The 26,057-nt window shown below is 71.0% G+C and carries 23 protein-coding genes; 13 read left to right on the top strand and 10 right to left on the bottom strand.

Annotation, left to right across the window (positions count from 1 at the left end; genetic code table 11):
- Positions 1 to 42: 42 nt before the first annotated feature.
- Positions 43 to 504: a MaoC family dehydratase gene (locus ACZ32T_RS33445; RefSeq protein ID WP_467270876.1), complete on the bottom strand. Its 462-nt coding sequence runs from the start codon at positions 502 to 504 to the stop codon at positions 43 to 45.
- Between the two features lie 156 nt (positions 505 to 660).
- Between ACZ32T_RS33445 and soxR the strand changes: the two genes are divergently transcribed.
- Entirely contained in the window at positions 661 to 1,134 is a 474-nt protein-coding gene (soxR, locus tag ACZ32T_RS33440) for a redox-sensitive transcriptional activator SoxR (protein WP_467270877.1), read from the top strand.
- Between the two features lie 30 nt (positions 1,135 to 1,164).
- On the opposite strand, the gene ACZ32T_RS33435 is transcribed toward soxR, so the two are convergent.
- Complete coding sequence (locus ACZ32T_RS33435) at positions 1,165 to 1,776, bottom strand: hypothetical protein (protein WP_467270879.1); 612 nt, start codon at positions 1,774 to 1,776, stop codon at positions 1,165 to 1,167.
- Between the two features lie 220 nt (positions 1,777 to 1,996).
- On the opposite strand from ACZ32T_RS33435, the gene ACZ32T_RS33430 reads away from it, so the two are divergent.
- Positions 1,997 to 4,825, top strand: coding sequence for a penicillin acylase family protein (locus ACZ32T_RS33430; protein WP_467371149.1), 2,829 nt, complete (start codon positions 1,997 to 1,999; stop codon positions 4,823 to 4,825).
- Between the two features lie 186 nt (positions 4,826 to 5,011).
- Positions 5,012 to 7,648: a peptidoglycan recognition protein family protein gene (locus tag ACZ32T_RS33425; protein ID WP_467371147.1), complete on the top strand. Its 2,637-nt coding sequence runs from the start codon at positions 5,012 to 5,014 to the stop codon at positions 7,646 to 7,648.
- A 55-nt stretch (positions 7,649 to 7,703) separates the two neighbouring features.
- Here the strand turns inward: ACZ32T_RS33425 and ACZ32T_RS33420 are convergent, their stop codons facing one another.
- Complete coding sequence (locus tag ACZ32T_RS33420) at positions 7,704 to 8,972, bottom strand: exo-beta-N-acetylmuramidase NamZ family protein (RefSeq protein ID WP_467264417.1); 1,269 nt, start codon at positions 8,970 to 8,972, stop codon at positions 7,704 to 7,706.
- Positions 8,973 to 9,144: 172 nt separating this feature from the next.
- Here ACZ32T_RS33420 and ACZ32T_RS33415 point away from each other — a divergent pair, with 172 nt between their 5' ends.
- From ACZ32T_RS33415 to ACZ32T_RS33405, 3 genes are read left to right on the top strand one after another with little or no spacing between them, the layout of a single operon-like run.
- A complete protein-coding gene (locus ACZ32T_RS33415) occupies positions 9,145 to 9,909 on the top strand; it encodes an SDR family oxidoreductase (protein ID WP_467371145.1) in 765 nt (254 codons plus the stop codon).
- Positions 9,906 to 11,573 carry an AMP-binding protein gene (locus ACZ32T_RS33410; RefSeq protein ID WP_467371143.1) on the top strand — a complete coding sequence of 556 codons (1,668 nt, stop codon included), beginning with the start codon at positions 9,906 to 9,908 and terminating at the stop codon, positions 11,571 to 11,573. Before ACZ32T_RS33415 ends, ACZ32T_RS33410 begins: the two co-directional genes overlap by 4 nt.
- 38 nt (positions 11,574 to 11,611) lie before the next feature.
- Complete coding sequence (locus ACZ32T_RS33405) at positions 11,612 to 12,205, top strand: TetR/AcrR family transcriptional regulator (protein WP_467264424.1); 594 nt, start codon at positions 11,612 to 11,614, stop codon at positions 12,203 to 12,205.
- Between the two features lie 34 nt (positions 12,206 to 12,239).
- Here ACZ32T_RS33405 and ACZ32T_RS33400 read toward each other — a convergent pair whose 3' ends face one another.
- The gene (locus ACZ32T_RS33400; protein WP_467371141.1) at positions 12,240 to 12,878 is read right to left on the bottom strand and encodes a DUF642 domain-containing protein; all 639 of its coding nucleotides are present in this window, start codon (positions 12,876 to 12,878) and stop codon (positions 12,240 to 12,242) included.
- Between the two features lie 422 nt (positions 12,879 to 13,300).
- On the opposite strand from ACZ32T_RS33400, the gene ACZ32T_RS33395 reads away from it, so the two are divergent.
- Positions 13,301 to 14,611 carry a M28 family metallopeptidase gene (locus ACZ32T_RS33395; RefSeq protein ID WP_467371139.1) on the top strand — a complete coding sequence of 437 codons (1,311 nt, stop codon included), beginning with the start codon at positions 13,301 to 13,303 and terminating at the stop codon, positions 14,609 to 14,611.
- A 44-nt stretch (positions 14,612 to 14,655) separates the two neighbouring features.
- Here the strand turns inward: ACZ32T_RS33395 and ACZ32T_RS33390 are convergent, their stop codons facing one another.
- Both ACZ32T_RS33390 and ACZ32T_RS33385 read right to left on the bottom strand, forming a co-directional pair.
- Positions 14,656 to 15,870, bottom strand: coding sequence for an acyl-CoA dehydrogenase family protein (locus tag ACZ32T_RS33390; RefSeq protein WP_467371137.1), 1,215 nt, complete (start codon positions 15,868 to 15,870; stop codon positions 14,656 to 14,658).
- A gap of 7 nt (positions 15,871 to 15,877) precedes the next feature.
- Positions 15,878 to 16,900 (bottom strand): phosphotransferase family protein, encoded by a 1,023-nt coding sequence (locus tag ACZ32T_RS33385; protein ID WP_467371135.1) that lies wholly within the window; start codon positions 16,898 to 16,900, stop codon positions 15,878 to 15,880.
- Between the two features lie 170 nt (positions 16,901 to 17,070).
- On the opposite strand from ACZ32T_RS33385, the gene ACZ32T_RS33380 reads away from it, so the two are divergent.
- The gene (locus ACZ32T_RS33380; protein WP_467264433.1) at positions 17,071 to 18,006 is read left to right on the top strand and encodes an NADP-dependent oxidoreductase; all 936 of its coding nucleotides are present in this window, start codon (positions 17,071 to 17,073) and stop codon (positions 18,004 to 18,006) included.
- A gap of 34 nt (positions 18,007 to 18,040) precedes the next feature.
- On the opposite strand, the gene ACZ32T_RS33375 is transcribed toward ACZ32T_RS33380, so the two are convergent.
- The 4 genes from ACZ32T_RS33375 to ACZ32T_RS33360 are packed head-to-tail and all read right to left on the bottom strand — an operon-like array spanning position 18,041 to position 20,178.
- Positions 18,041 to 18,352, bottom strand: coding sequence for a DUF202 domain-containing protein (locus ACZ32T_RS33375; RefSeq protein WP_467264435.1), 312 nt, complete (start codon positions 18,350 to 18,352; stop codon positions 18,041 to 18,043).
- On the bottom strand, positions 18,352 to 18,747 hold the full coding sequence (locus ACZ32T_RS33370; RefSeq protein ID WP_467264437.1) for a YidH family protein: 396 nt from the start codon (positions 18,745 to 18,747) through the stop codon (positions 18,352 to 18,354). The genes ACZ32T_RS33375 and ACZ32T_RS33370 overlap by 1 nt, the downstream gene beginning before the upstream one ends.
- Positions 18,744 to 19,274, bottom strand: a complete 531-nt coding sequence (locus ACZ32T_RS33365; protein ID WP_467371133.1) for an NUDIX hydrolase — start codon at positions 19,272 to 19,274, stop codon at positions 18,744 to 18,746. Before ACZ32T_RS33365 ends, ACZ32T_RS33370 begins: the two co-directional genes overlap by 4 nt.
- Positions 19,261 to 20,178: a DMT family transporter gene (locus tag ACZ32T_RS33360; protein WP_467264441.1), complete on the bottom strand. Its 918-nt coding sequence runs from the start codon at positions 20,176 to 20,178 to the stop codon at positions 19,261 to 19,263. The genes ACZ32T_RS33365 and ACZ32T_RS33360 overlap by 14 nt, the downstream gene beginning before the upstream one ends.
- A gap of 154 nt (positions 20,179 to 20,332) precedes the next feature.
- On the opposite strand from ACZ32T_RS33360, the gene ACZ32T_RS33355 reads away from it, so the two are divergent.
- The 5 genes from ACZ32T_RS33355 (at position 20,333) to ACZ32T_RS33335 (ending at position 25,315) form a co-directional block, all read left to right on the top strand.
- On the top strand, positions 20,333 to 21,988 hold the full coding sequence (locus ACZ32T_RS33355) for an FAD-binding dehydrogenase (RefSeq protein WP_467371131.1): 1,656 nt from the start codon (positions 20,333 to 20,335) through the stop codon (positions 21,986 to 21,988).
- 466 nt (positions 21,989 to 22,454) lie between these two features.
- Entirely contained in the window at positions 22,455 to 22,658 is a 204-nt protein-coding gene (locus ACZ32T_RS33350; protein ID WP_467264444.1) for a cold-shock protein, read from the top strand.
- Positions 22,659 to 22,981: 323 nt separating this feature from the next.
- A complete protein-coding gene (locus ACZ32T_RS33345) occupies positions 22,982 to 24,496 on the top strand; it encodes a DEAD/DEAH box helicase (protein ID WP_467371128.1) in 1,515 nt (504 codons plus the stop codon).
- 46 nt (positions 24,497 to 24,542) lie between these two features.
- Entirely contained in the window at positions 24,543 to 24,947 is a 405-nt protein-coding gene (locus tag ACZ32T_RS33340) for a CBS domain-containing protein (protein WP_467371126.1), read from the top strand.
- Positions 24,948 to 25,003: 56 nt separating this feature from the next.
- Positions 25,004 to 25,315 carry an SCO5918 family protein gene (locus tag ACZ32T_RS33335; protein ID WP_467264450.1) on the top strand — a complete coding sequence of 104 codons (312 nt, stop codon included), beginning with the start codon at positions 25,004 to 25,006 and terminating at the stop codon, positions 25,313 to 25,315.
- Positions 25,316 to 26,057 lie beyond the last annotated feature (742 nt).

Raw genomic sequence — 26,057 nt, 5'->3', positions numbered from 1 at the left:
CGGAAACGGCCGCGCGCTCCGGAGGGCGGGCGCGCGCCGGGGTCAGAAGTAGTAGCGCGAGACCGATTCCGCGACGCAGGCCGGCTTGTCGCCGCCCTCGCGCTCGACGGTGACCAGGGCGGTGACCTGCACGCCGCCTCCCGCCTCCTCGACGTCCTTGAGCACGGCCGTGGCCCGGAGCCGCGAGCCCACCGGGACGGTCGAGGGGAAGCGGACCTTGTTGGTCCCGTAGTTGATGCCCATCTTCGCGCCCTCGACCCGCAGGATCTGCGGGACGAGCACCGGCAGCAGCGACAGCGTCAGGTAGCCGTGCGCGATCGTCGTGCCGAAGGGCCCGGCCGCGGCGCGCTCCGGGTCCACATGGATCCACTGGTGGTCACCCGTGGCCTCGGCGAACTGGTCGATCCTCTTCTGCTCGATCTCCAGCCAATCGCTGTGACCGAGCTCCTGGCCCACCCCGTCCCGCAGCTCCTGTGCGGACGTGAAGATCTTCGGCTCTGTCATGTTCCTGGTCCCTGCCTTCCGGCTGTCGGTCGCCCTCCAAGGGCGGTGTCTAAGCGCTTGCTCAGCATGGTTGGGCGGCGCGGTCCTGTCAACGACGGACGGGCGGGTTTTCAGGGCGGACGCACAGGCCGGAAGGTGGCCACTAGGGTTGGGGGAGTGCCTCAGATCCCGCAGTCATTCCATGAACTCACCGTCGGTCAGCTCTCCGCACGCAGCGGCGCCGCGGTGTCCGCCCTGCACTTCTACGAGTCCAAGGGTCTGATCAGCAGCAGTCGCACCAGCGGCAACCAGCGCCGCTACACCAGGGACGCCCTGCGCCGGGTGGCGTTCGTCCGGGCGGCGCAGCGGGTGGGCATCCCGCTCGCCACCATCAGGGAGGCGCTGGCCGAGCTGCCGGAGGAGCGCACGCCGAACCGGGAGGACTGGGCCCGGCTCTCCCAGGCCTGGCGCTCGGAGCTGGACGAGCGCATCAAGCAGCTGGGCCGACTGCGCGACCACCTCACCGACTGCATCGGCTGCGGATGCCTGTCGCTGGAGACCTGTGTCCTGTCCAACCCCGACGACGTGGTCGGTGACCGGATCGCCGGGTCGCGGCTGATGCCCGAGCGGCGTCCGGCCGACCGCTCCTGAGCGCGCCCGGTCGCTCCGTGACCGCGGTGCTCAGGCCGCCGACGCCAGGGCCCGGCTCCGTGCCCTCCTGGCCTCGGCCAGCGCCTTCGCCGTGAGGACGGGCCGGGGTACGACGATGCCGCAGCCCGTGCAGACCGGTCCGGCCCACGGTTCCCGCTCCAGGTCCTGCCGCCAGATGATGCCGGTTCCCGTGCAGACCGGGCACGCGGCGCCGGGCTTCGCGCCCAGGGCCGCGATCAGCCGTCCCAGGACCTCGGCCAGAGGTGCGCCGGGGTGGACCCCCGGATCCTCGCAGTGCGCGATCCCGTTGCCGCCCCAGGTCCGCCGGTGCCAGTCGTCGAACGTGCCGGGCCGCCGCAGCCCGTCGTGCTTCTCGCGGCGCCGCCGCTCGGCGAAGCCCGCCTCGTACGCGAGCCAGACGGCCCGCGCCTCCTCCAGTTCCTCCAGTGCGCGGATCAGGCGCCCCGGGTCGGGAGCCCGGTCCTCGGGCTCCATCCCGTGCCGGGCGCACAGATGATCCCAGGTCGCCCGATGACCGTACGGGGCGAATCGCTCCAGGCATTTGCGCAGCGAGTACCGCCGCAAAGCCAGATCGCCCCGCGGATCGCGGACCTGTCTCGCAAGACTCCGGAAACCGGCCATGGCACTGCCACCTCCGTCGCTCGTACTTCGGCGTCAAGGGATGGACGTACGACTGCCCGATTCGGCTCCATCCAAAGGTGAAACGCGTCCACGGACTGAGACGGTCCATGTGAGGCCGGGTGCGGGGGTGTGGTGATCCGGAAAAGTGACTGATGTTCATCTTACCGGCGGGGTGTACCGGCGGTAACCTCCGGCGCATCGGCCACCCGGAGGAGCACGCATGCCCCCACGCACCCGCACGCTCAGAGCCGCCACAGTCGCGGCCGTCCTCGCTCTCGGTACGTCCCTGCTCGCCTCGGCGCCCGGCGCCGGAGCGGCGGAACCGGAGCCCCTCGCCGTCACCGACCACTGCGGCAACCAGTGCGCGGACATCCTGCCACCCGGTGAGAACGGCAACGCCACGCTCGTCGAGATCCTCGGCAACAAGGCGTTCGGCACCCACCCCGCGCACAGCGACGACCAGCTCGACCGCTACAACGGCCTGGTCGAGGGGCACACGGGCCTCACCGACCGGAAGCTGACCGACTTCTTCAACGACGCCTCCTTCGGAGTCGCCGCCGACCAGGTCGAGTCCGTGACCACACCGCGCGAGGACGTCACGATCACGCGGGACAAGAAGAGCGGCGTGCCCCACATCAAGGGCACCACGCGCTACGGCACCGAATTCGGCGCGGGATTCGCCGCCGGGCAGGACCGGCTCTGGCTGATGGACCTTTTCCGGCACATCGGGCGCGGGCAGCTGACGTCCTTCGCCGGCGGAGCGCTCGCCAACCAGGGACTCGAGCAGCAGTTCTGGCCGCAGGCCCCGTACACCGAGGCGGACCTCGAAGCGCAGGTCGAACGGATCCGCACCACCGAGGGCGCCCGCGGCGAGCAGGCGATGGCCGACGCGCAGGCCTACGTGGACGGGATCAACTCCTACCGCGAGAAGTCCAAGAAGGGCCGCTACTTCCCGGGCGAGTACGTCCTCACCGGGAAGATCGACGCCATCACCAACATCGGCGAGATCCAGCCGTTCAAGCTGACCGACCTGATCTCGATCGCCTCGGTCGTCGGGGGACAGTTCGGCGGCGGGGGCGGCGGCGAGGTCCAGGCCGCGCTCTCGCTGCTCGCCGCCCAGCGGAAGTACGGCGTCGAGGAGGGCACCCGCGTCTGGGAGTCCTTCCGCCAGCGCAACGACCCCGAGGCGGTGCTCACCGTCCACGACGGCACCTCCTTCCCGTACGCCGGCAAGCCCGACGAGGCCCGGGGCACCGCTCTTCCCGACGCGGGTTCCGTCACCCCGGAACCACTGATATACGACCGGACCGGCTCGGCGGGCACCGACAGGAAGGACCCCGTCGACGCACCCGACCGCCTCGCACCGGCCCAGGGGATGTACGACGACGGCGTGATCCCGGAGGGCTCGCTGCCCGGATCCGGCGACACCGCCCGCAAGCGGGGCATGTCCAACGCCCTCCTGGTGTCGGGCAAGCACACCGCGAGCGGCAACCCGATCGCCGTCATGGGCCCCCAGACCGGCTACTTCGCCCCGCAGCTGATGATGCTCCAGGAGCTCCAGGGCCCCGGCATCAGCGCCCGCGGCGTCTCCTTCGCCGGTGTCGGCATGTACATCCAGATGGGCCGAGGCCAGGACTACGCCTGGAGCGCCACCTCTGCGGCCCAGGACATCACCGACACGTACGCCGTCGAGCTCTGCGAACCCGACGGCTCCGCCCCCACCAAGGACTCCACGCACTACCGGAACGACGGCGTCTGCACGGCCATGGAGAAGCTGGAGCGCACCAACTCCTGGAAGCCCACCGTCGCCGACTCCACCGCCAAGGGCTCGTACCGCATGCAGGTGTGGCGCAGCGACTACGGCATCGTCACCCACCGGGCCACGGTGGACGGCAAGCCCGTCGCGTACACCTCGCTGCGCACCACCTACCGCCACGAGGCCGACTCGATCATCGGCTTCCAGCTGCTCAACGATCCGGCGTACGTGACGGACGCGGCCTCCTTCCAGCGGGCGGCGAGCCATATCGACTACGCCTTCAACTGGTTCTACGCGGACTCCCGCACCACGGCCTACTACAACAGCGGCATGAACCCCGTGCGTGCGGCCGGTGTGGACGCGGCGCTGCCGGTCAGGGCCGAGAAGGCCTACGAGTGGCAGGGCTACGACCCGGCGGCCAACACCACCGACTACACGCCGTTCGCCGAACACCCGCACTCCAGCGGCCAGGACTACTACATCTCCTGGAACAACCGTCAGGCCGAGGACTACTCCACCGCCGCGTTCGGCTTCGGCGCCGTGCACCGCGGCGACCTGCTCGACGACCGGGTGTCCGAACTGGTCGAGGAGGGAGGGGTGACCCGCGCCTCCCTCACCCGCGCCATGGAGGAAGCGGCGCTCACCGACCTGCGCGGCGAGCAGCTGCTGCCCGAACTGCTGAAGGTGCTCCGCTCCCGGCCGGTCACCGACCCGGAGCTCGACGCGGTGGTCCAGCAGCTGGATTCCTGGCGGGCGGCCGGGGCGCAGCGCAAGGAGACCAGCCCGGGCTCGCACACGTACACGCACGCGGACGCCGTGCGGATCATGGACGCGTGGTGGCCGAAACTGATCGAGGCGGAGTTCCGCCCCGGGCTGGGTGACGGCCTCTACACGGCACTGACCGCGAACCTGGCCACGGACGAGTCCCCGGCGGTCGCCCACGGGCCGAGCGGAGCGCACAGCGGCTCCGCCTTCCAGTACGGCTGGTGGGGCTTCGCCGACAAGGACCTGCGCCAGGTCCTCGGACAGCCCGTCAAGGGGCCGCTGGCCAGGACGTACTGCGGCAACGGCGACCTGAGCGCCTGCCGGTCGGCCCTCCTCGGCACCCTGAAGGAGGCCGCCGCCGTACCCGCGACCACGGTCTACCCGGGTGACGACAGCTGCGAGGCCGGTGAGCAGTGGTGCACCGACGCGATCGTCCACCGCCCGCTCGGCGGGATCTCGCAGAAGTCGATCCACTGGCAGAACCGGCCGACCTACCAGCAGGTCGTGGAGTTCCCCTCGCACCGCTGAGTCCGGGGCAGTTTTTCTGACAAAGCATCAGAACCCGGCCTCCGTACCGCTGTTCCTCGCGGTGCGGAGGCCTTCGTCATGGGGCGGCCTCGTGCGTTTCGGCGGTACCGGCCGTCGGCTGTCAGTGCCACCCAGTAGCATTTCGCCGTTCAACAATGACATGTCCATAAAGGGGTGGGGAACAACTTGAGATCGAATCGTGTGCGCGGTACGGCTGTGGCCGCCGCCCTCGGTGTCGTCGCCGTTCTGGGTTTCCAGAACGCCGCGAGCGGCGCCGAGGCGGGAGACGCGCGGAACGAGGGCCGTACGGCCGCCCGGGCGGGGGCCTACAGTGCCGCGGCCGGGGAGGGCGGCCCGGTCAGGAGCGAGGTGCACAAGCTCGCCCTGAAGTCCGAGGGACGTGGCGAGGCCGCCCTCTCCCGGCGTGCCACCGAGCCGTTCGGCATGCTGGGCGTCTCCTGGCCCGACGCCGACGCGGAGGTCGAGGGCACGATCGAGGCCCGTACCCGCGACGCGCGGACCGGCGCGTGGTCCGACTGGATCACACTGGAGCCGTACCTGCCCGGCCTCGACGGCGAGCGTCCCACGGAACGCGGCTCCACGGAGCCCGTCTGGGTCGGACGCTCGGACGGTGCCGAGGTGCGGGTGAGCGACGGGGCCGCCTCCGGCACCCTGCCGGCCGGCCTCCGTCTCGACATGGTCGACCCGGTCGCCGGGGCCGGCGCGGCGCGGAGCGGCTCCACGGACGCCGAGCCCGCCGCCTTCGCGTCCGCCGCGATCGACCCGGGCCCGCCGTCGACGGTCCCGCAGCCCACGGTCGTCAGTCGCGCCGAGTGGGGCGCCGACGAATCCATCAACGACGAGGGCCCGATCTACCTGGAAGGCGGCGTCATCAAGGCCGCCTTCGTGCACCACACGACCAACGCCAGTTACGACTGCTCCGAATCCGCGGCGATCGTGCGCGCCCTGCACGTCTTCCACGTGAAGACGAACGGCTGGCGCGACCTCGGCTACAACTTCCTCGTCGACAAGTGCGGGAAGATATTCGAGGGCCGTCAGGGCGGCATCGACCAGCCCGTCCAGGGCGCACACACGTACGGCTTCAACAGTGAGTCGACGAGTGTCGCCGTCATCGGCGACTACACGGACGCCGGCGCCCCGAACGTCGCTCTCGAGGCGACCGCCCGGATGGCCGCGTACAAGCTCGGACAGTACGGCGGTGACCCGGCCGGCAGCACCACGCTGGTCGCCGGCGCCACGCAGAAGAACTACCACGGCACGGAGTTCGTCGCCGGGCAGTCCTACTCGTTCAAGCAGATCTCGGGTCACCGGGACGGCTTCAACACCCAGTGCCCCGGCATGAAGCTGTACCCGCAGCTTCCGACCATCCGCACGCTGGCCGCCGGCCCCGTCCAGGGCCTCAAGGTCACCTCGGTCGCCGGCGGGGCGTTCGCCGTGGACTCGGGCTACGAGACGCCGGGCCCGGTCTCGGTGAACTGGTCGACGACCACCCCGTCCTCGCTGATCAGCGGGTTCGAGCTCCTCGTCGACGGCAAGAGCGTGACCACCGTCGCGGGCAAGGCGCGCACCGCCTCCACGACGCTCCTCCCGGGCAGCCACCAGGTCGCGGTGAAGGCTGTCCACCAGTCGGGCAAGGCCACGACCACCGCCGCGGTGAACGTGAGTGTGCCGAGCCCGAAGAAGTTCGTGCCCGTCACCCCGGAGCGTCTGATGGACACGCGTACCGGACTGGGCGCGCCCAAGGCGCCCGTCGGCGCGGACAGTGTGGTCAACCTCCAGGTGACCGGCACGAACGGCATCCCGGCCACCGGAGTGGGCGCGGTCGTGCTGAACGTGACGGCGACGAACGTGACGGGGGAGACCAGCTATGTGTCGGTCTACCCGGAGGGCACGACGCGGACGGCCGCGTCGAATCTGAACCTGGTGAAGGGGCAGACGGCTCCGAACCTGGTGATCGTGCCCGTGGTGAACGGCAAGGTGAGTTTCTACAACCGTGCCGGGACGCTGGACCTGATCGCGGACATCACCGGTTACTTCACCTCCGGCGGCGAGGGCTCCACGCACGTCAACCTCGGGCCGAAGCGTGTGATGGACACGCGTGAGGGTCTGGGCGTGGCGAAGGCGCCGGTCGGCGCGGACAGTGTCGTGACGCTGCAGGTGGCGGGCGTCGACGGTGTGCCGGCCGAGGGTGTCACGGCGGTCGTGCTGAACGTGACCGCGACGAACGTGACGGGGGAGACCAGCTATGTGTCGGTCTACCCGGACGGGACGACGCGGACGGCCGCGTCGAATCTGAACCTGGTGAAGGGGCAGACGGCTCCGAACCTGGTGATCGTGCCCGTGGTGAACGGCAAGGTGAGTTTCTACAACCGTGCCGGGACACTGGACCTGATCGCCGACATCACCGGTTACTTCACCTCCGGCGACGAAGGCGCGTCCCACATCAACCTCGGGCCCAAGCGTGTGATGGACACCCGTGCCGGTCTGGGCGTGCCCAAGGCGCCGGTCGGCGCGGACAGTGTCGTGACGCTGCAGGTGGCGGGCGTCGACGGTGTACCGGCCGAGGGTGTCACGGCGGTCGTGCTGAACGTGACCGCGACGAACGTGACGGCGCCGACGAGCTATGTGTCGGTCTATCCGGACGGGACGACGCGCACGAGCGCGACGAACCTGAACCTCGTGCAGGGTCAGACGGCTCCGAACCTGGTGATCGTGCCCGTCGTGAACGGCAAGGTGAGTTTCTACAACCGGTCGGGCAGCCTCGACCTGATCGCGGACATCACCGGCTACTTCCGCAAGTGAGGTGAGACGGAGGCGGGGTGGTACGGGCCAGGCCCGTACCACCCCGCCGACGTGTTCACCGGTACAGCAGGTGTTCCCGCCGCACCTTCCGGAACGCGGCCAGATCGGCCGCCCAGGCACCCACCACCTCGTCGGTGTCCGCCCCCGCGTCGATCATCGTGCGGACCCGGGTGTTGCCGGTGAGCTTGTCGATCCAGTTGTCCGCCCGCCACGCGAACCCGCTCCAGGTCCGCTTGGCCGTGACCAGCAGGGCGATTCCCGTGCGTACGGGGTCGAAGGCGTCCCGGTCCTGGACGTGCACCTGGACCCCGCCCACCGTCTTCCCCTGGAACTTGGAGAACGTCGGCGCGAAGTACGCCTCACGGAAGGCGACCCCGGGCAGCTCCAGGCCGTTCACCGCAGCCGCCCACCGGTGGTCGACGCCCTCCGCGCCGAGCAGCTCGAACGGCCGTGTCGTCCCCCGGCCCTCGGAGAGGTTCGTCCCCTCGAACAGGCAGGTCCCGGGGTAGACCACCGCGGTCTCCGGCGTCGGCATGTTGGGGCTGGGAGGCACCCACGGCAGGCCCGTGGTGTCGAAGAAGTCCTTGCGGCGCCATCCGGACATCTTGACCACGTCGAGTTCCACCGGACGGTCCGCCAGGAACTCCGCGTTGAAGAGCAGCGCGAGCTCCGCCACCGTCATCCCGTGCGCCTGGGAGATCTCCCGGCGTCCCACGAAGGTGGCGAAGGCCGGGTCGAGCACGGGTCCGAGCGCCGCCCGGCCGGTCACCGGATTCGGCCGGTCCAGGACGACGAACCGCTTGCCCGCGAGCGCCGCCGCCTCCATGCAGTCGTACAGGGTCCAGATGTACGTGTAGAAGCGGGCGCCCGCGTCCTGGATGTCGAAGACCACCGTGTCGACACCCGACGCGGTGAAGACGTCGGCGAGCGCCTGGCCGCTCTTCAGATACGTGTCGTAGACCGGCAGCCCGGTCGCCGGGTCGTCGTACCGGCCCTCCGAGCCGCCCGCCTGAGCCGTCCCCCGGAAGCCGTGCTCGGGGCCGAAGACGGCGGTCAGGTCCACCCGGTCGTCGGGGTGCATCACGTCGACGATGTGGCGCACGTCGGCGGTGATCCCCGTCGGATTGGTGACGACACCCACCTTCTGCCCGGCCAGCAGCCGGTAACCGTCGGCGGCCAGCCGCTCGAAGCCGGTACGGACCACGGCACCCCCGGCGCCGTGCTCCCGGCCGGCCGCGACGGCCGCCCCCGGCCCCGCGGCGGTCGTCGCGAGGGCTCCCATCGCGCCGCCGACAGCCAGCAAACCACGCCTGGACAGGGTCATTCCGCTACCTCCATGATCGCGTCGACCGTCATGGTCACGCACGCTAGCGCGGGTGCGGGCCGCACGGAACGCCCAGGACTGGGCAGATTCCCAGTCCTGCCCCGAACCCCTTCCCCGATCACATACCGACTGGTTAGTCTGCCGGGGAAGACGGCTGAGAGAGGCGGGACCGATGAGTACGGTGCAGGGCGCTGGCGTAGTGGTGACGGGAGCCGGAGGCGGCATCGGGGCCGCCCTCGCCCGCAGATTCGCCGCGGAGGGCGCGCGGGTCGTCGTCAACGACCTCGAAGGCGACCGGGTCGAGGCGCTCGCCGAGGAGATCGGCGGCACGGTCGTGGCCGGGGACGCCTCCGGCATCGTGGACGCCGCGCGCGACGCGCTCGGCGGCACCGTGGACGTCTACTGCGCCAACGCCGGCCTCGCCTCGGGCGGCGACGCCTTCGCCGAGGAGGACGTCTGGGCCCGGGCCTGGGACGTCAACGTGATGGCGCACGTCCGCGCGGCCAAGGCACTGCTGCCCCAGTGGCTGGAGCGCGGCAGCGGCCGCTTCGTCTCCACCGCTTCGGCGGCCGGCCTGCTGACGATGATCGGCGCCGCCCCGTACAGCGTGACGAAGCACGGCGCCGTCGCCTTCGCCGAGTGGCTCTCACTGACCTACCGGCACCGGGGGGTCAAGGTCCACACGATCTGCCCCCAGGGGGTGCGCACGGACATGCTCACCGCCGCGGGATCCGCGGGCGACCTCGTGCTCGCGCCCACCGCGATCGAGCCGGAGGCCGTCGCCGACGCCCTGTTCGACGCCATGGAGCAGGACCGCTTCCTCGTCCTGCCGCACCCCGAGGTGGCGGGCTACTACCGCGCCCGCGCCAAGGACCCCGACCACTGGATCGGCAACATGAACCACCTGCAGCAGAAGTGGGAGGAGGCCGGCGCATGAGCGACTCGATCTACGCGGCCAAGCCCTGGACGGCCCTGCTCAGCGAGGCCCAGCTCGCCCCCGTCCACCCCGCCGAGACCATGGTGCACGCCTTCCGCGCGGCCGTCGGGCGGGCCCCGGACCACACCGCGCTCGCCTACTTCGACGGCCGGCTCAGCTACCGCGAGACGGACGAGCTGTCCGACTCCGTGGCGGGACATCTCGCGGCCGAGGGCCTGCGGCGGGGCGACCGGGTCGCGATCATGCTGCAGAACACCCCGCACTTCGTGCTCGCGCTGCTCGGGGCCTGGAAGGCCGGTGCCACCGTCGTCCCGCTCAACCCGATGTACAAGGCCGGCGAGGTCGGGCACGTGCTGAAGGACGCGGAGGTGACCGCGCTGATCTGCTCCGACCGGGCCTGGGAGTCCTATCTGCGGGCCACCGCCGAGGCCGCGCCGAGCGTCACGATCGCACTCACGGCCTGCGAGCTCGATCTCCAGTCGGCCGACGACCCCCGGGTGCTCGGCTTCGAACGGCTCCCCGCGCCCGGCCCCGGCGACCGGGCCTCCGATCTCGTGGAGGTGGCCCGTCGCGGTCTCGCGGCCCCCGAGGACCGCGAGCTCACCGCTTCGGACACCGCCCTGATCAGCTACACGTCCGGGACGAGCGGCACTCCCAAGGGGGCCATGAACTCCCAGGGCAACATCATGATCAACGCGGAGCGCCAGCGGACCGGCCACCCCATCGAGGAGGGCTCGTCCTACTTCGCGCTCGCCCCGCTCTTCCACATCACCGGCATGGTCTGCCAGCTGGCCGCGTGCATGGCCAACGCGGGCACCCTGGTCCTCGCGTACCGCTTCGAGGCGGGCGTCGTCCTGGAGGCCTTCGCCGAGCACCGGCCCGCCTACACGGTGGGCCCGTCGACCGCCTTCATGGCGCTCGCCGCGCACCCGGACGTCACCCGGGAGCACTTCGCCTCCTTCAAGGTGATCTCGTCGGGTGGCGCGCCGCTGCCTCCCGCCCTGGTCGAGAAGTTCCGTGACGGCTTCGGCCCGTACATCCGCAACGGCTACGGCCTCACGGAGTGCACCGCGCCCTGCGCCTCCGTACCGCCGGAGCACGAGGCGCCCGTCGACCCCGTCTCCGGGACCCTGTCCGTCGGTGTCCCCGGGCCCGACACCGTGGTCAGGATCATCGACGAGAAGGGCGACGACGTCCCCTTCGGCGAACAGGGCGAGATCGCCGTGCGCGGGCCGCAGGTCGTCTCCGGCTACTGGAACCTGCCCGAGGCCACCGAGGCCGCCTTCCCCGACGGGGAGCTGCGCACCGGGGACATCGGCTTCATGGACACGGCCGGCTGGCTCTACGTCGTGGACCGCAAGAAGGACATGATCAACGCCTCCGGCTTCAAGGTCTGGCCCCGGGAGGTCGAGGACGTCCTCTACACCCACCCGGCGGTCCGCGAGGCGGCCGTCGTGGGAGTCCCCGACGCCTATCGCGGGGAGACCGTCCGGGCCTACGTCAGCCTGCGGCCGGGCACCGCGACGGAGCCCGGCGAGCTCAGCGCGTACTGCAAGGCACGGCTGGCCGCGTACAAGTACCCGCGCGAAGTGGAGATCCTGACCGAACTCCCGAAGACGGCGAGTGGGAAGATCCTCAGGCGGGAACTGCGTTCCCCCCGTTAGAACAGTTCACGCACGGTACGAGAGGACAGGTGGCGGCAATGGCCAAGGCGACGGACGGGAACGGTACGCCCGTCCCCCAGAGGCTGCTGGCCGCCGCCACCCGGCTCTTCGCGGAACAGGGCTACGACCGCACCTCCGTCCAGGAGATCGTCGAGGCGGCGGGCGTCACCAAGGGGGCGCTCTACCACTACTTCGGTTCCAAGGAGGACCTCCTCCAGGAGGTCTACGCCCGGGTGCTGCGGCTCCAGCAGGAGCGGCTCGACGCCTACGCGAACGCCGAGGCGCCGATCGAGCAGCGGGTGCGTGACGCGGCGGCCGACGTGGTGGTCACCACCATCGACAACCTCGACGACGCCTCGATCTTCTTCCGCTCCATGCACCATCTGAGCCCGGAGAAGAACAAGCAGGTCCGCACGGAGCGGCGGCGCTACCACGAGCGCTTCCGCGCCCTGATCGAAGAGGGGCAGAAGGCCGGGGTGTTCTCCGCCGCGACTCCGGCCGACCTGGTCGTCGACTACCACTTCGGTTCGGTCCACCACCTGTCCACGTGGTACAGCCCGGACGGCCCGCTCAGCCGGCGAGAGGTCGCGGACCACCTGGCCGACCTGCTGCTGAGGGCGCTGCGCCCCTGAGGCCGGACCCGGGCGGTCGCCCCCCCGTCCGGAGTCAGGACGTGGGCGGGCAGAGCACCAGCAGGCAGCTCCGGACCCGGACGTCGTCGATGACCGGGCCTCCGACCCCGGGGCTGGTGCTCGTGAAGGTGAGGGTGACGGAGTGCTTCAGCAGGTTGGTGAAGACGGCGGTCTGCCGCGTGTAGCCCATGTCGCGGAACCCGTGGCCGGTGATGTCGAAGCTGAACGTCCTGACCGGTGCGCCGTCGACTCGTAGTTCGCCCGTCTTCAGGGCGGGCGCCCACGCCGGGTTGCCGGCCAGCTCGAAGCTGACGACGTACGAGGTCAGGGGCAGGACCCGTATCTCCTGCGAGACGCTGCCGGTCGAGCTGCCGTTGAGGTCGAGCGACTGCTGACCCTCGGCGGCGTCCCACAGGCGGTCGGACGTCAGGTCGACGCTGTCACCGCCGGCCGTCCAGGGGCCGAGGGGCTGTCCGCCGGGGTACGTGGTGAAGGGGGCCGGCGCCGGGACGGCCGGTGTCTCGAATCCGCCGTCGAAGTCCACAACAGTGGTGTGCGTCGTGGTGTCGTGCGTCGTGGCGTCGTGCGTACGGGGCGAAGCGGAGGCTGCGGTGGCGGTCAGCAGGAGTACCGCGGAGGACAGAGCGGCGGCGGACAGGCGGAACGGGCGCATGGAGGGCCTCTCGGTTCACGCGACGCCATGGGCGGGGCTCCCGGCGGGGGACCCACTCGGAGTGTGCGGTCCTGCGCCCACCCCGCCAAGACGCCGGACGGCGGCGCTTGAGGCGCGCCGAGCAGGAACAACACGGGGAATGAGCGCCCCCGGCGCGGGGCCGGCCGGGCCGCGCTCCGGCACACGCGGGAGCCGGCCCGGGGTGCCGGCCTGCGTGCTCGGTAGGGAGGGTGGCCTCGGCCCCTTCTCCCCGGTGTCCGCTCAGCGAACAAGCGTGTCCGGATTCCACTCTTGACGGTGCTCGGTCATCTGCCCGAGCATCGGGGGCGCGCTTCCAGCCCCACCGCTCCAGGCCCCGGTCGTGCACGCCCGGGGACCCCCCGCACGTTCCGTCAGTCCCCGAACGGAATCCGGAGCCCCTGATGAGACCTGCCCGACGCAGATCCCTCGCCGCCGCCGCCGCGCTCGCGGTCGCCGCCCTGCTGGCCACCGCCGCCCCGGCCGTCCAGGCCGCACCCCGAGCCGTCGCCGCGGCCCCCGACATCCCGCTCGCCAACGTGAAGGCGCACCTCACCCAGCTCCAGTCGATCGCCACCGCCAACGGCGGCAACCGGGCCCACGGCAGGGCCGGTTACAAGGCATCCGTCGACTACGTGAAGGCCAAGCTGGACGCCGCCGGTTACACCACGGCGCTCCAGCAGTTCACCTCCGGCGGGGCCACCGGGTACAACCTGATCGCCGACTGGCCCGGCGGCGACCCGAACCAGGTCCTGATGGCCGGCTCCCACCTCGACTCGGTGGCCTCCGGCGCCGGCATCAACGACAACGGCTCCGGCTCCGCCGCCGTGCTGGAGACCGCACTCGCGGTCTCCAGGGCTCAGCTCGCGCCGGACAAGCACCTGCGATTCGCCTGGTGGGGCGCCGAGGAGCTGGGCCTCGTCGGCTCGAAGTACTACGTCAACAACCTGGCCACGGCCGAGCGTTCCAAGCTCGCCGGGTACCTCAACTTCGACATGATCGGCTCGCCCAACGCCGGCTACTTCGTCTACGACGACGACCCCGTCATCGAGCAGACCTTCAAGAGCTACTTCGCGGGTCTGTCGGTACCCACCGAGATAGAGACCGAGGGGGACGGCCGCTCCGACCACGCCCCCTTCAAGAGCGCGGGCGTGCCCGTCGGAGGCCTGTTCACCGGGGCGAGCAACACCAAGTCCAGCGCCCAGGCCCAGAAGTGGGGTGGCACGGCGGGCCAGTCCTTCGACCGCTGCTACCACTCCTCGTGCGACACGACCGCCAACATCAACGACACCGCCCTGGACCGCAACAGCGACGCGGTCGCCCACGCCGTCTGGACCCTGTCCGCGGGCACGGTCACCCCGCCGACCGGCACGGTGTTCAGCAACGCCGCCGACGTCTCCGTACCCGACAACGGGGCCGCAGTGACCTCGCCGGTCTCCGTCACCGGCCGTACGGGCAACGCCCCTTCGGCCCTCAAGGTGGCCGTCGACATCAAGCACACCTACCGGGGTGACCTCGTCGTCGACCTGCTCGCACCGGACGGGACCGCCTACCGGCTGAAGAACTCCAGCGGCAGTGACTCGGCCGACAACGTGATCACGACGTACACGGTCAACGCCTCCGCCGAGGCGGCCAACGGGTCCTGGAAGCTACAGGTCCGGGACGTGGCCGCGCAGGACACCGGCTACATCGACAGCTGGCAGCTCACCTTCTGACCCGCCGGGGAGGCGGCCGGCCGGCCGCCTCCCCGCACCAGGGCTCAGACGTACTTCCTGATCTCCCGCCGCGCCAGCGACCGCTGGTGCACCTCGTCCGGCCCGTCCGCCAGCCGCAGCGTCCGCGCCGAGGACCAGAGTTCGGCCAGCGGGAAGTCCTGGCTGACGCCGCCGGCGCCGTACAGCTGCACCGCCCGGTCGAGGATGTCGCAGACCGCGCGCGGGGTGGCGATCTTGATGGCCTGGATCTCCGTGTGGGCGCCGCGGTTGCCCACCGTGTCCATCAGCCAGGCCGTCTTCAGTACCAGCAGCCGCAGCTGCTCCACCGTCACCCGGGCGTCCGCGATCCAGTTCTGCACGACGCCCTGCTGCGCGAGCGGCTTGCCGAAGGCCGTACGGGCCACGGACCGCCGGCACATCAGCTCGATCGCCCGCTCGGCCATCCCGATCAGCCGCATGCAGTGGTGGATCCGGCCCGGCCCCAGCCGTGCCTGGGCGATGGCGAAGCCGCCGCCCTCCTCGCCGATCAGGTTGGCGGCTGGCACCCGTACGTCCGTGAACACGACCTCGGCGTGGCCGCCGTGGGAGTGGTCCTCGTAGCCGTACACCTGCATCGCGCGGCGCACCTCCAGGCCCGGGGTGTCACGCGGGACCAGGATCATCGACTGCTGGCGGCGGATGTCCTCGTTGTCCGGGTCCGTCTTCCCCATCACGATGAAGACCGCGCAGTCCGGGTTCATCGCCCCGGAGATGTACCACTTGCGCCCGTTGATGACGTAGCCGTCGCCGTCGCGAGCGATCCGCGTCTCGATGTTCGTCGCGTCCGACGAGGCCACATCGGGCTCCGTCATCGCGAACGCCGAGCGGATCTCCCCGGCGAGCAGGGGCTCCAGCCACTGCTTCTTCTGCGCCTCGGAACCGAACTGGAAGAGCACCTCCATGTTCCCGGTGTCCGGCGCCGCGCAGTTCAGCGCCGTCGGTGCCAGGTGCGGGCTGCGGCCGGTGATCTCGGCCAGCGGGGCGTACTGGAGGTTCGTCAGCCCGGCGCCGTACTCCGCGTCGGGGAGGAAGAGGTTCCACAGGCCCTGCCTGCGCGCCTCCGCCTTCAGGTCCTCCACGACCTGCGGGGTGTCCCAGGGCGACGCCAGCCGCCCGCGCTGCTCCTCGGCGACCTCCTCGGCGGGGTGGACGTGCTCGTCCATGAACGTGAGCAGCCTGGTGCGCAGCTCTTCGGTACGGGCGTCGAATGCGAAGTCCACGGGGTGATCAGCCTTCCTGGAGGGTGGTGAGGCCGTGCGAGATGAAGACCGGGACCAGGTCGCCGATGCGGTCGAAGCCGGCGCCCACGGTCTGGCCAAGGGTGTAGCGGTAGTGGATGCCCTCGAGGATCACGGCGAGCTTGAACCACGCGAAGGCCGTGTACCAGGAGATGGCGGAGGTGTCGCGGCCGGACCGTGCGGCGTAGCGCTCGATCAGCTCGGCGGGGCCTGGGTGGCCCGGGGCGCCGCTGGTGGTCGAGACGGGCGACTCGGGCAGGCCCAGGTCGGAGCTGTACATCACGAGCAGGCCGAGGTCCGTGAGGGGGTCGCCGAGCGTGGACATCTCCCAGTCCAGAACCGCCTTGATCCGGTCGTCCTGACCGATCAGGACGTTGTCCAGCCGGTAGTCGCCGTGCACGACGGTGGGCGCGGGGGAGGCGGGCAGCTCCCGGCCGAGCGCGGCGTGCAGCTCGTCGATGCCGGCGAGCTCACGGTTGCGGGACGCGTCCAGCTGCTTGCCCCAGCGCCGCAGCTGCCGGTCCAGGAAGCCCTCCGGACGCCCGAAGTCACCGAGGCCGACGGCCGCCGGATTCACGGCGTGCAGATCCACCAGGGTGTCCACCAGCCCCAGGACGACGGCCCGGGTGCGCTCGGCGCCCAGCGGGGACAGCTGGTCGGCGGTGCGGTAGGGGGTCCCCTCGACGTACTCCATGACGTAGAACGGCGAGCCGATCACCGCGTCGTCCTCGCAGAGCAGGAGGGTCTCCGGCACCGGGACCGCCGTGGAGTGCAGGGCGCTGATCACCCGGTGCTCGCGCTTCATGTCGTGCGCGGTGGCGAGCACATGGCCCAGGGGAGGTCTGCGCACGACCCACTGCCCGGTGCCGTCGGTGACGATGTAGGTGAGGTTCGAGCGGCCGCCCTCGATGACCCGGGCGTCGAGCGGTCCGTTCACCAGCCCCGGCCGCTCACGGTCGAGATGGCCGCGCAGCAGGTCGAGATCGAGACCTGGCGGGTGGACTGGGCTCATGGGGCGCACCTCCGGGACGTTGAACGGTCGGCACCATGATGCCGACCAGTCGGTATGTCGTCCAGTGTCCTCCCGGAATCCGAGAAGTGATCTCGGGCCCCTCCCCGGTCCGCGTCAGCCGTGTCCCAGCCTGAGTTGCGGGCGCCCGGGACCACGCCGATCGTCGGAGGATGAAGGCGATCAGCTACAGCAGGTACGGCTCGGCCGACGTACTGGAGTACGGCGAGCGGCCCGATCCGAAGGTCGGGCCCGACTCGGTCCTGGTCAAGGTGCGGGCCGCGGCCGTCAACCCCGTCGACTGGAAGGCCCGCGAGGGCTACCTCCAGGCGGGGCTGGAGGCCGTGTTCCCCGTCATCCCCGGCTGGGACGTCTCCGGCGTCGTGGTCCAGCCCGGCGCCGCTGTGGACGAGTTCGCGGTGGGGGACGAGGTCATCGGCTATGTGCGTGAGGACTTCCTCTCGCGCGGCACCTTCGCCGAGTACGTCGCCGCACCCGTGCGCACCCTCGCCCGCAAGCCCCTGAGTGTCGGCTTCGAGGAAGCGGCCGGCCTGCCGCTGTGCGGCCTCACCGCACACCAGGTGCTGCACCGCACGCTCGAGGTGCAGGCGGGCGACACCGTCCTGGTCCACGCGGCCGCCGGAGGCGTCGGTTCGCTCGCCGTCCAGCTCGCCCGGCACGCGGGCTGCCGGGTGATCGGCACGGCGGGGCCCCACAACCACGACTACGTACGCCAACTGGGCGGCGAGCCCGTGGAGTACGGCGAAGGGCTGGCCGCCCGCCTCCGCGACCTGGCCCCCGACGGATTCGACGCGGCGTTCGACACGGTCGGCGGGGAAGCCCTCCGGATCTCCGCCGAGACCCTCGCGCCCGACGGCCGGCTCGCGTCCATCGCCGACGCGGAGGTCTTCTCCTACGGCGGGCGCTACGCCTTCGTCCGGCCCGACGCCGCCGACCTCGCCCACCTCGCCGGACTCGCCGAGCAGGGCATCGTCTCCGTCCACGTCGACCGGGTCTTCCCCCTGGAGCAGGCCGCCGAGGCCTACCGGCTCAACCAGGAGGGGCGCACCCGGGGCAAGATCGTCGTCGCGGTGGCCTGGGAGGACTGACCGCGGCCCGGGAGCACCGGGGACGGACGGCCGGTCAGAACAACGACACGGCGGCGAACACCGCGAGCGCCACCGTGCAGGCGACCGCCGTCAGCGCATGGCGCGGCGACAGCGCTGCGGGCGGCCCGGCGGCCCCCATACCCGTCACCCGCCGGTGCGCCACCACGAGGAACCCCAGCAGGGCCAGCAGGCTCAGGGCCGACGCGACCACCCCGGCCGCGGTCGCCCCCTGGTACAGCGCCTGCCGGAACGCGAGGAGGGCCACCACCGTGCACGACAGGGTGGTGCGGCGCCAGGCGAGCCGCGTCCGCTCGGGCTGGAGCCCGGGATCGCGCTCCGCCGACATCACCGGCCCTCCCAGCCGAACAGGACCACCACCACCATCGCGACCGCCACCACGGCGACCACGAGGCTGAGCAGCGTGGGGAAGCGCGACACCGGAAGATCCTCCCCGCGCCGCATCGCACGCTCGCAACGCACCCAGTGGTTGACGGCGCGCAGCGCGCAGAGCACCCCCGCCGCCAGCAGCCCCAGGGCCAGACCGGCGCGTACGCCCCACGCCAGTTCCGGGAGGAACTGGTCGACGGCGAAACCGCCGCCGATGAGTGCGAGAGCCGTCCGGATCCAGGCGAGGAAGGTGCGCTCGTTGGCCAGGGAGAAGCGGTAGTCCGGGGTGTCACCCTCCGTGCGGATCCGCTCCGGGGCGAACCACAGCCGCAGTCCGCGCACGAAATCGCTCACGCGGCGCCCCCCGCCGCGCCGCTCGCCCGGTGGGCCCGCAGCCGGTGGTACGTCTCCAGCCCGTCCGGCACCCACGTCCAGTCGCCGAGACGCGCCTCCAGCTCCGCGTCGGTCAGGAAGGTGTGCCAGTCGACCTCCTCCGCCTGCGGCCGCACGGGCAGCTCGCAGCGCACCTCGTACACGTACGACCACCAGCTGTGCCGAGGGCTCTCGTAGAGGTACTTGAAGAGCGGTGCGGGGCGGGGGAGACCCGGCACCCCCAGCTCCTCCCCGGCCTCCCGCAGCGCCGCCTCCGCGTACGACTCGCCCGCGCCCACGACCCCGCCGACGAACATGTCGTAGTGCGAGGGGAAGACCAGCTTCGTGGCCGTCCTGCGGTGCACGAACAGCCGGCCCGCCGGGTCCCGGGCCTCGATGAAGACGCAGCGGTGGCGCAGGCCGCGCGCGGTGGCCTCGCCGCGTGGCGCCTGTCCGACCACCTCGTCGTTCTCGTCGACAATGTCCAGGATCTCGTCAGCCGGATTCATGGGGTCCATCCAACATCAACCGGTCGGCGGCCGTGGATCCGTGCCGGTCCTTGCCCTCCGGCATCGCCGGGTGCAGCCCCAGGAGCACGATCCCCGCCACGATCGCCGCCATCCCCACGGCCTGCCAGGCCAGTGCCCCGGTGTCGGTGCGGACCTGGTCGCCGAGGAACCCGATCCCGCAGACGATCCCGGCCAGCGGCTGCGCGGCGGTCAGCGCCGGCAGCGACATCCGCAGCGGCCCCGCCTCGAAGGCACTCTGGACCAGGAGCAGCCCGGTCACCCCCAGCACGAGCACCGTGTACGGCTGCCAGCCCGTCAGCAGTGCCGTCCAGCCGCCGTCGGCCAGGCGCTCCCCGCTGAGCCTGGTCAGCGCGTCCTGCAGCCCGTAGAGCAGTCCCGCCGCCAGGCCCAGCAGGACAGGGGTCCCACGGGTCCTCGGGTGCCGGGCACAGGCGGTCAGGACCACCGCAAGCCCCGCCACACCCCCGATCACCAGCCACAGCCGCAGGGGAGCCGTCACCGCCTCACCGCCGCGCGGCTCACCGGCCAGCAGGAACGCGGTGACGCCGCCCGCGAGCAGGCAGAGCCCTCCCCAGCCCTGACGGCCCAGCGTCTGGCCCGTGCGATGGCGCGACAGGGCCATCGCGAAGAGCAGATTGGTCGCCAGGAGCGGCTCCACGACCGACACCTCGCCCTGGCCGAGCGCCAGCGCCCCGAGGACCATCCCGCAGACCATCAGGCCGAGCCCGGCCAGCCAGCTCGGCACCCGCATCAGGTCGAACAGCAGGCGGGGGGAGAGGAAGTCGTTCAGGGGCGCACGGCGGGCCGCGTCCTGCTGGAGGACATATCCGAAGCCCAGGCAGCAGGCAGCGCCCACCGACAGCAGGAGTACCAGCACCGACACGGTCCGACGATAGCCCGGCGGACGTACCGGATCGGTGAGGGCGCCGCCGACCGGACGGTTGACGTGGGGGCGGCCGGTACCGAAGATCTGACCCACAAGTAACTTCGCCCGCCCCGCCCGCCGCTGCCCCGCACCGCCCCGAAGGATGGAACCCATGGCGTACGACGCTGATGTGATCGTGATCGGGGCGGGACTCGCGGGCCTGGCGGCCACCGCCGAGCTCGTCGACGCGGGCCGCACGGTGATCCTGCTCGACCAGGAACCCGAGCAGTCCGTCGGCGGCCAGGCGCACTGGTCCTTCGGCGGGCTCTTCCTCGTCGACTCGCCCGAGCAGCGCCGGATGCGGATCAAGGACAGCCACGACCTGGCCCTCCAGGACTGGCACGGCACCGCCGGCTTCGACCGCGACGAGGACCACTGGCCACGGAAGTGGGCCGAGGCGTACGTCGACTTCGCGGCCGGGGAGAAGCGGGCCTGGCTGCACGCCCAGGGGGTGCGGTTCTTCCCCGTCGTCGGCTGGGCCGAACGCGGCGGCTACGACGCGAACGGCCACGGCAACTCCGTCCCCCGGTTCCACATCACCTGGGGCACCGGCCCCGGCGTCGTCGCTCCCTTCGAGCGGCGCGTCCGCGAGGGCGTCGCGAAGGGCCTCGTCCAGCTGTGCTTCCGCCACCGGGTGACCGGCCTCGGGCGCTCGGCCGGAGCCGTCGACACGGTCACCGGCGAGATCCTGGAGGAGAGCCCGGCCGGGCGGGGCACCGCGAGCAGCCGGGAGGTCACGGGCGCCTTCGAGCTCAGGGCCCAGGCCGTGATCGTCACCTCCGGCGGCATCGGGGGCAACCACGACCTGGTGCGTTCCCAGTGGCCCGGGCGCCTGGGCACCCCGCCGGAGAAGATGCTCTCCGGCGTCCCCGCCCATGTCGACGGACTGATGCTCGGCATCGCCGAGAGGGCGGGCGCCCACCACATCAACCGCGACCGGATGTGGCACTACACCGAGGGCATCGAGAACTGGAACCCGATCTGGGACAAGCACGGCATCCGGATCCTGCCCGGCCCGTCCTCCCTCTGGCTGGACGCCCGCGGCAAGCGGCTGCCGGTGCCGCTCTTCCCGGGCTTCGACACGCTGGGCACCCTGGAACACATCATGCGGTCCGGCCACGGCTACACCTGGTTCGTCCTCGATCAGAAGATCATCGGCAAGGAGTTCGCCCTCTCCGGCTCCGAGCAGAACCCGGACCTGACCGGTAAGTCCGTGCGCGACGTGATCGGCAGGGCGCGCGCCGACGTCCCCGGGCCGGTGAAGGCGTTCATGGACAAGGGCGTGGACTTCGTCGTCGAGAAGGACCTCGGCGCGCTCGTACGCGGGATGAACGCGCTCACGGGCGAAGCCCTCATCGACGAGGACTCCCTGCGCCGCGAGATCACCGCCCGGGACCGAGAGATCGCCAACCCCTTCACCAAGGACCTCCAGATCACGGCGATCAACGGCGCCCGCTCCTACCTCGGCGACAAACTGATCCGTACGGCGAAGCCGCACCGCATCCTCGACCCGGCCGCGGGCCCGCTGATCGCCGTACGGCTGAACATCCTGACCCGCAAGTCCCTCGGAGGGCTGGAGACGGACCTGTCCTCCCGCGTCCTCACCGAGGGCGGCGCCCCGCTGCCCGGGGTGTACGCGGCCGGGGAGGCGGCGGGCTTCGGCGGCGGCGGGGTGCACGGCTACCGCTCCCTGGAGGGCACCTTCCTCGGCGGCTGCATCTTCTCGGGCCGGACGGCGGGCCGTGCGGCGGCGGAGGCGACCGGCTGACGCGCCGCCTTCGACTTCACACGCCTCAAGGAACCGGCGCAGGAGTACGCCCTGCGCCACTACCCGGACCTGGACGCCGGCCTTTCGTCCGGCGGGCGACGCGCCGACCTGCTTCGCGTGGCCGGCATCCTCGCGCTGTGAAGGGTAAGCGCCCTTCGCGCAACGCTGCGCCCAGGGCGGGGCAATATCTATGGCCACGACGTGAGGGTTCAACGCGCCGTGCCGGGAGTGTTATTGCGGCGGCAAAGAGAGTGGATTTATTCGCCGTACGCGGATCATTACGGCATGCTACTGTCGATCTCAGTTGCAGTCGTGGTTCCCAAAACTTCAAGCTTCCGTGTGGGTATTTCCGGCCAGCGGAAGCTTCATTGTATTTCCGGTTTTCTCCGGTCGGGGCATCATCGCGGCGACGCGGGATCCGTACCTCACGGGTCTCGGCGTACTGCCCCCCTGAAGGAGATATGACATGGCGTCAGGCACTGTGAAGTGGTTCAACGCGGCCAAGGGTTTCGGCTTCATCGAGCAGGACGGTGGCGGCGCTGACGTGTTCGCCCACTTCTCGAACATCGCCGCCCAGGGCTTCCGCGAGCTCATGGAAGGTCAGAAGGTCACCTTCGACATCGCGCCGAGCCAGAAGGGCCCGACGGCCGAGAACATCGTTCCCGCCTGACGCCGACGCGTACTTCGTAGCCGGGTCCCGCATCCCTCGGGGTGCGGGACCCGGCTCCGGGCATTCCTCCCGGATCGGTGCCACCTGCGGCAGAACCTTCGCCCGCGGAGTCGCTGCCCACTCCTGCGGAGCTCCACTCGCCAGTGGGCTGGCTCCCTCGCCCCTACGGCATCACTCATTCCACGGCCTGCATCCCGATCCGGGATAAATCACCGGGCCCATTCGCTTGTTTTGTATTTCGCTCGGCCCGTTCCTGTAGTTCCTTGCGCTGTTCTTCCGCTGCGGGAATTCCTTGGTACGTGCCGTATCAAGGAAGGTTCTGAATGAACTCCACACGAACGAACGACCGCTCTTCCCGCGCACGCAGCCGTACCGCTGACTCCGGTCGTGGCGGCAGCCGCTTCAACTCGACCTCCCCGGCGCGTTCGGCTGCCCCGGCCCGCTCCGGCGGTTCGGGCCGCTCGGGTGGTGGTCATGGGCGGCGGCCCTCCGCGGTCCAGGGCGAGTTCGCTCTGCCGGTCACGGTCACTCCCGCGCTCCCCGCGGTCGATGCTTTCGCCGACCTCGACATGCCGGGGCAGCTGCTGGCGGCCCTGACCGCCCAGGGGGTGAGCGTTCCGTTCCCGATCCAGGGCGCGACCCTGCCCAACACCCTAGCGGGCCGCGACGCCCTGGGCCGTGGGCGCACCGGCTCCGGCAAGACCCTCGCTTTCGGCCTGGCTCTGCTGGCCCGCACCGCCGGTCAGCGTGCCGAGCCCCGACAACCGCTGGCCCTGGTCCTCGTGCCGACGCGTGAGCTGGCCCAGCAGGTGACCGACGCCCTGGCCCCCTACGCCCGCTCGGTGAGGCTGCGCATGGCCACCGTCGTCGGCGGGATGCCCATCGGGAGGCAGGCCAACCTGCTGCGTGGGGGTGCCGAGGTCGTCGTGGCGACGCCGGGCCGGCTCAAGGACCTCATCGACCGCGGTGACTGCCGACTCGACCAGGTCGCGATCACGGTCCTGGACGAGGCCGACCAGATGGCCGACATGGGCTTCATGCCCCAGGTCACCGCACTTTTGGACCAGGTCCGCCCCGAAGGGCAGCGGATGCTGTTCTCCGCCACCCTGGACCGCAACGTCGACCGCCTGGTCCGCCGCTACCTCAGCGACCCGGTCGTCCACTCGGTGGACCCCTCCGCCGGCGCGGTCACCACGATGGAGCACCACGTCCTGCACGTCCACGGCGCCGACAAGCACCGGGCGACGACTGAGATCGCCGCGCGCGAAGGCCGAGTCATCATGTTCCTGGACACCAAGCGGGCTGTGGACAAGCTCACCGACCACCTGCTGGCCAGCGGTGTGAGGGCCGCCGCCCTGCACGGCGGGAAGGCGCAGTCCCAGCGCACCCGGACCCTGACCCAGTTCAAGACCGGGCACGTCACCGTGCTCGTGGCCACGAACGTCGCCGCACGCGGCATCCACGTCGACAACCTCGACCTCGTCGTCAACGTCGACCCGCCGACCGACCACAAGGACTACCTCCACCGCGGCGGCCGAACCGCGCGAGCAGGGGAGGCAGGCAGCGTCGTCACCCTGGTCACCCCCAACCAGCGCCGCGACATGAACCACCTCATGACCGCCGCCGGCATCGTCCCCCAGACCACCCAGGTCCGCTCCGGCGAGGAGGCACTCGGCCGCATCACCGGCGCCCGGACCCCCTCAGGCATTCCCGTGACGATCACCGCGCCGGTGGTCGAGCGGCGTCGGCGCAGCACGTCCTCACGAGGCCGGCGCAGCCCCGCCTCCAGGGCCCGGCGCGTGACCGCACAACAGTCCGTCTTCGACGCGGCGGCCTGAGAACTGCGTGATCCGGAAGCTGACCCACCTGTGCAGGAGGCACCTTTTGACGCTGATCCAGACGCACCCCCGCCCGGCCCGGCCCACAGCGGCAGGCGGCACGGTGGCCGACGCCATGGACACCGCCGGACCGCAGGTCTGTGACGACATGACCGTCGAGGTGGCCCTCTCCGTCATGGCCAGTGCCCGTACCGGGCATCTGCTTCTCTGTGACGACAGCGGCCTGTGCATCGGACTGGTCACCCACGCCCGGCTCGCAGCAGTCCGTGACAGCCCGGCGTACTCGGACAGGGTCCGGCTGCGGGACATCCCCGGCGCCGGCGGACCGTTCACCTCGCCCGTGACCACCATGGCCGAAGCCGGGCACATGATGCGCCACAGCGACGTCGATGCGCTGCCTGTGGTCGACGAACACGGCAACGCCCTGGGCGTACTCGCCCTCGCCCGCTGAACCGTCCTCACCGCGGCAGAACCACTCCCTCTTCGTCCCTCTTCCTGTGAGGCATCATGCGCTGTGTCATCGCCCGCTTCCCGTTCGACCTCACCAGGAGCGGCGTTCTGGAATCGATGAAGGGCATCAAGCCCGAGCACGCCTCCGGCGAATCGGTGATCATCGCCCGACGCACCTACCCCGTCAAACAGGTCGGACAGGTCATCACACGCCAGGACCGCCGGGACTTCAGCGCAGGAGAGGTGCTGCGGGCCATGGCCCAGCTCGGCTTCACCTGCCGCGACCTGTCCCCGGCCCCCGCGCCCACCCGCGTTCTCAGCCCGGTGCAGCAGGCATCCGCGATGCTCGGCGCCCCTGTGGCCGCCTGACCGACGGGCAGACGCGAGCCGTCGGCAAGCGGGTGAGGGTCCGGCCGGAGCACTCCGGCCGGACCCTCACCGCGTATCGGGGTGCCCCGGCGAGGCGGCGGGTCAGTGGTCGCAGTGGCTGAAGCCGCCCATCGCCCTCCGGGGGCGTCCGGCATCACGGCCACGGCCGGTTTCCTCATCACCGAACACGCGAAAACCTATGCTGGACGGAGTAGACATTGGGTTGTGGTGTGGCTATGGTTTCTCTCGTAGCTCAGGAAGTCAGCAGGGCCTGGCAGAGATGAACTGCCGGGCAGAAGTACCGCAGTTGCAGTTGGCAGAACGGTGCGGTGGCGGAGTTCCGAAGCCAGGATGGTTGCAGGACGGCGACGGGACTGGCGACCGGACCGGGTGGCCCGCAGTGATCAGGGGCCGCCACGAGCAGTTCCGCAGTATCGGTAAACGCGGAGAGCGGTACCCAGCAGCAGAAGTAAGTGAGCGGTACCTCGGTGAAGGCGTCGGCTGCGGGCGCGCGCACCGGGAGGTTCGGCAGTGGGGTTCCAAGCCGGAGCAGACGCAGGACGGGCGACGGGGCTGGCTGCCGAAGGCGGTGCTATGAGAGGCCGCGAGCAGTACGACGCAGTAGCAGCAGTACGCAGTTGATCAATGAGGAAGAACGGAGGAACCAGGCGCCATCAGGATCGCCCGGGCGGAATGACTGGGCCCGGGTACCGCAGGACATCGATAGTGAGGTGGTCTCCGG

The organism is Streptomyces sp. NPDC023573 (assembly GCF_055559735.1).
Note: the sequence above shows the minus strand (reverse complement) of the source record. Positions and strands in the feature narration are given on the sequence as shown.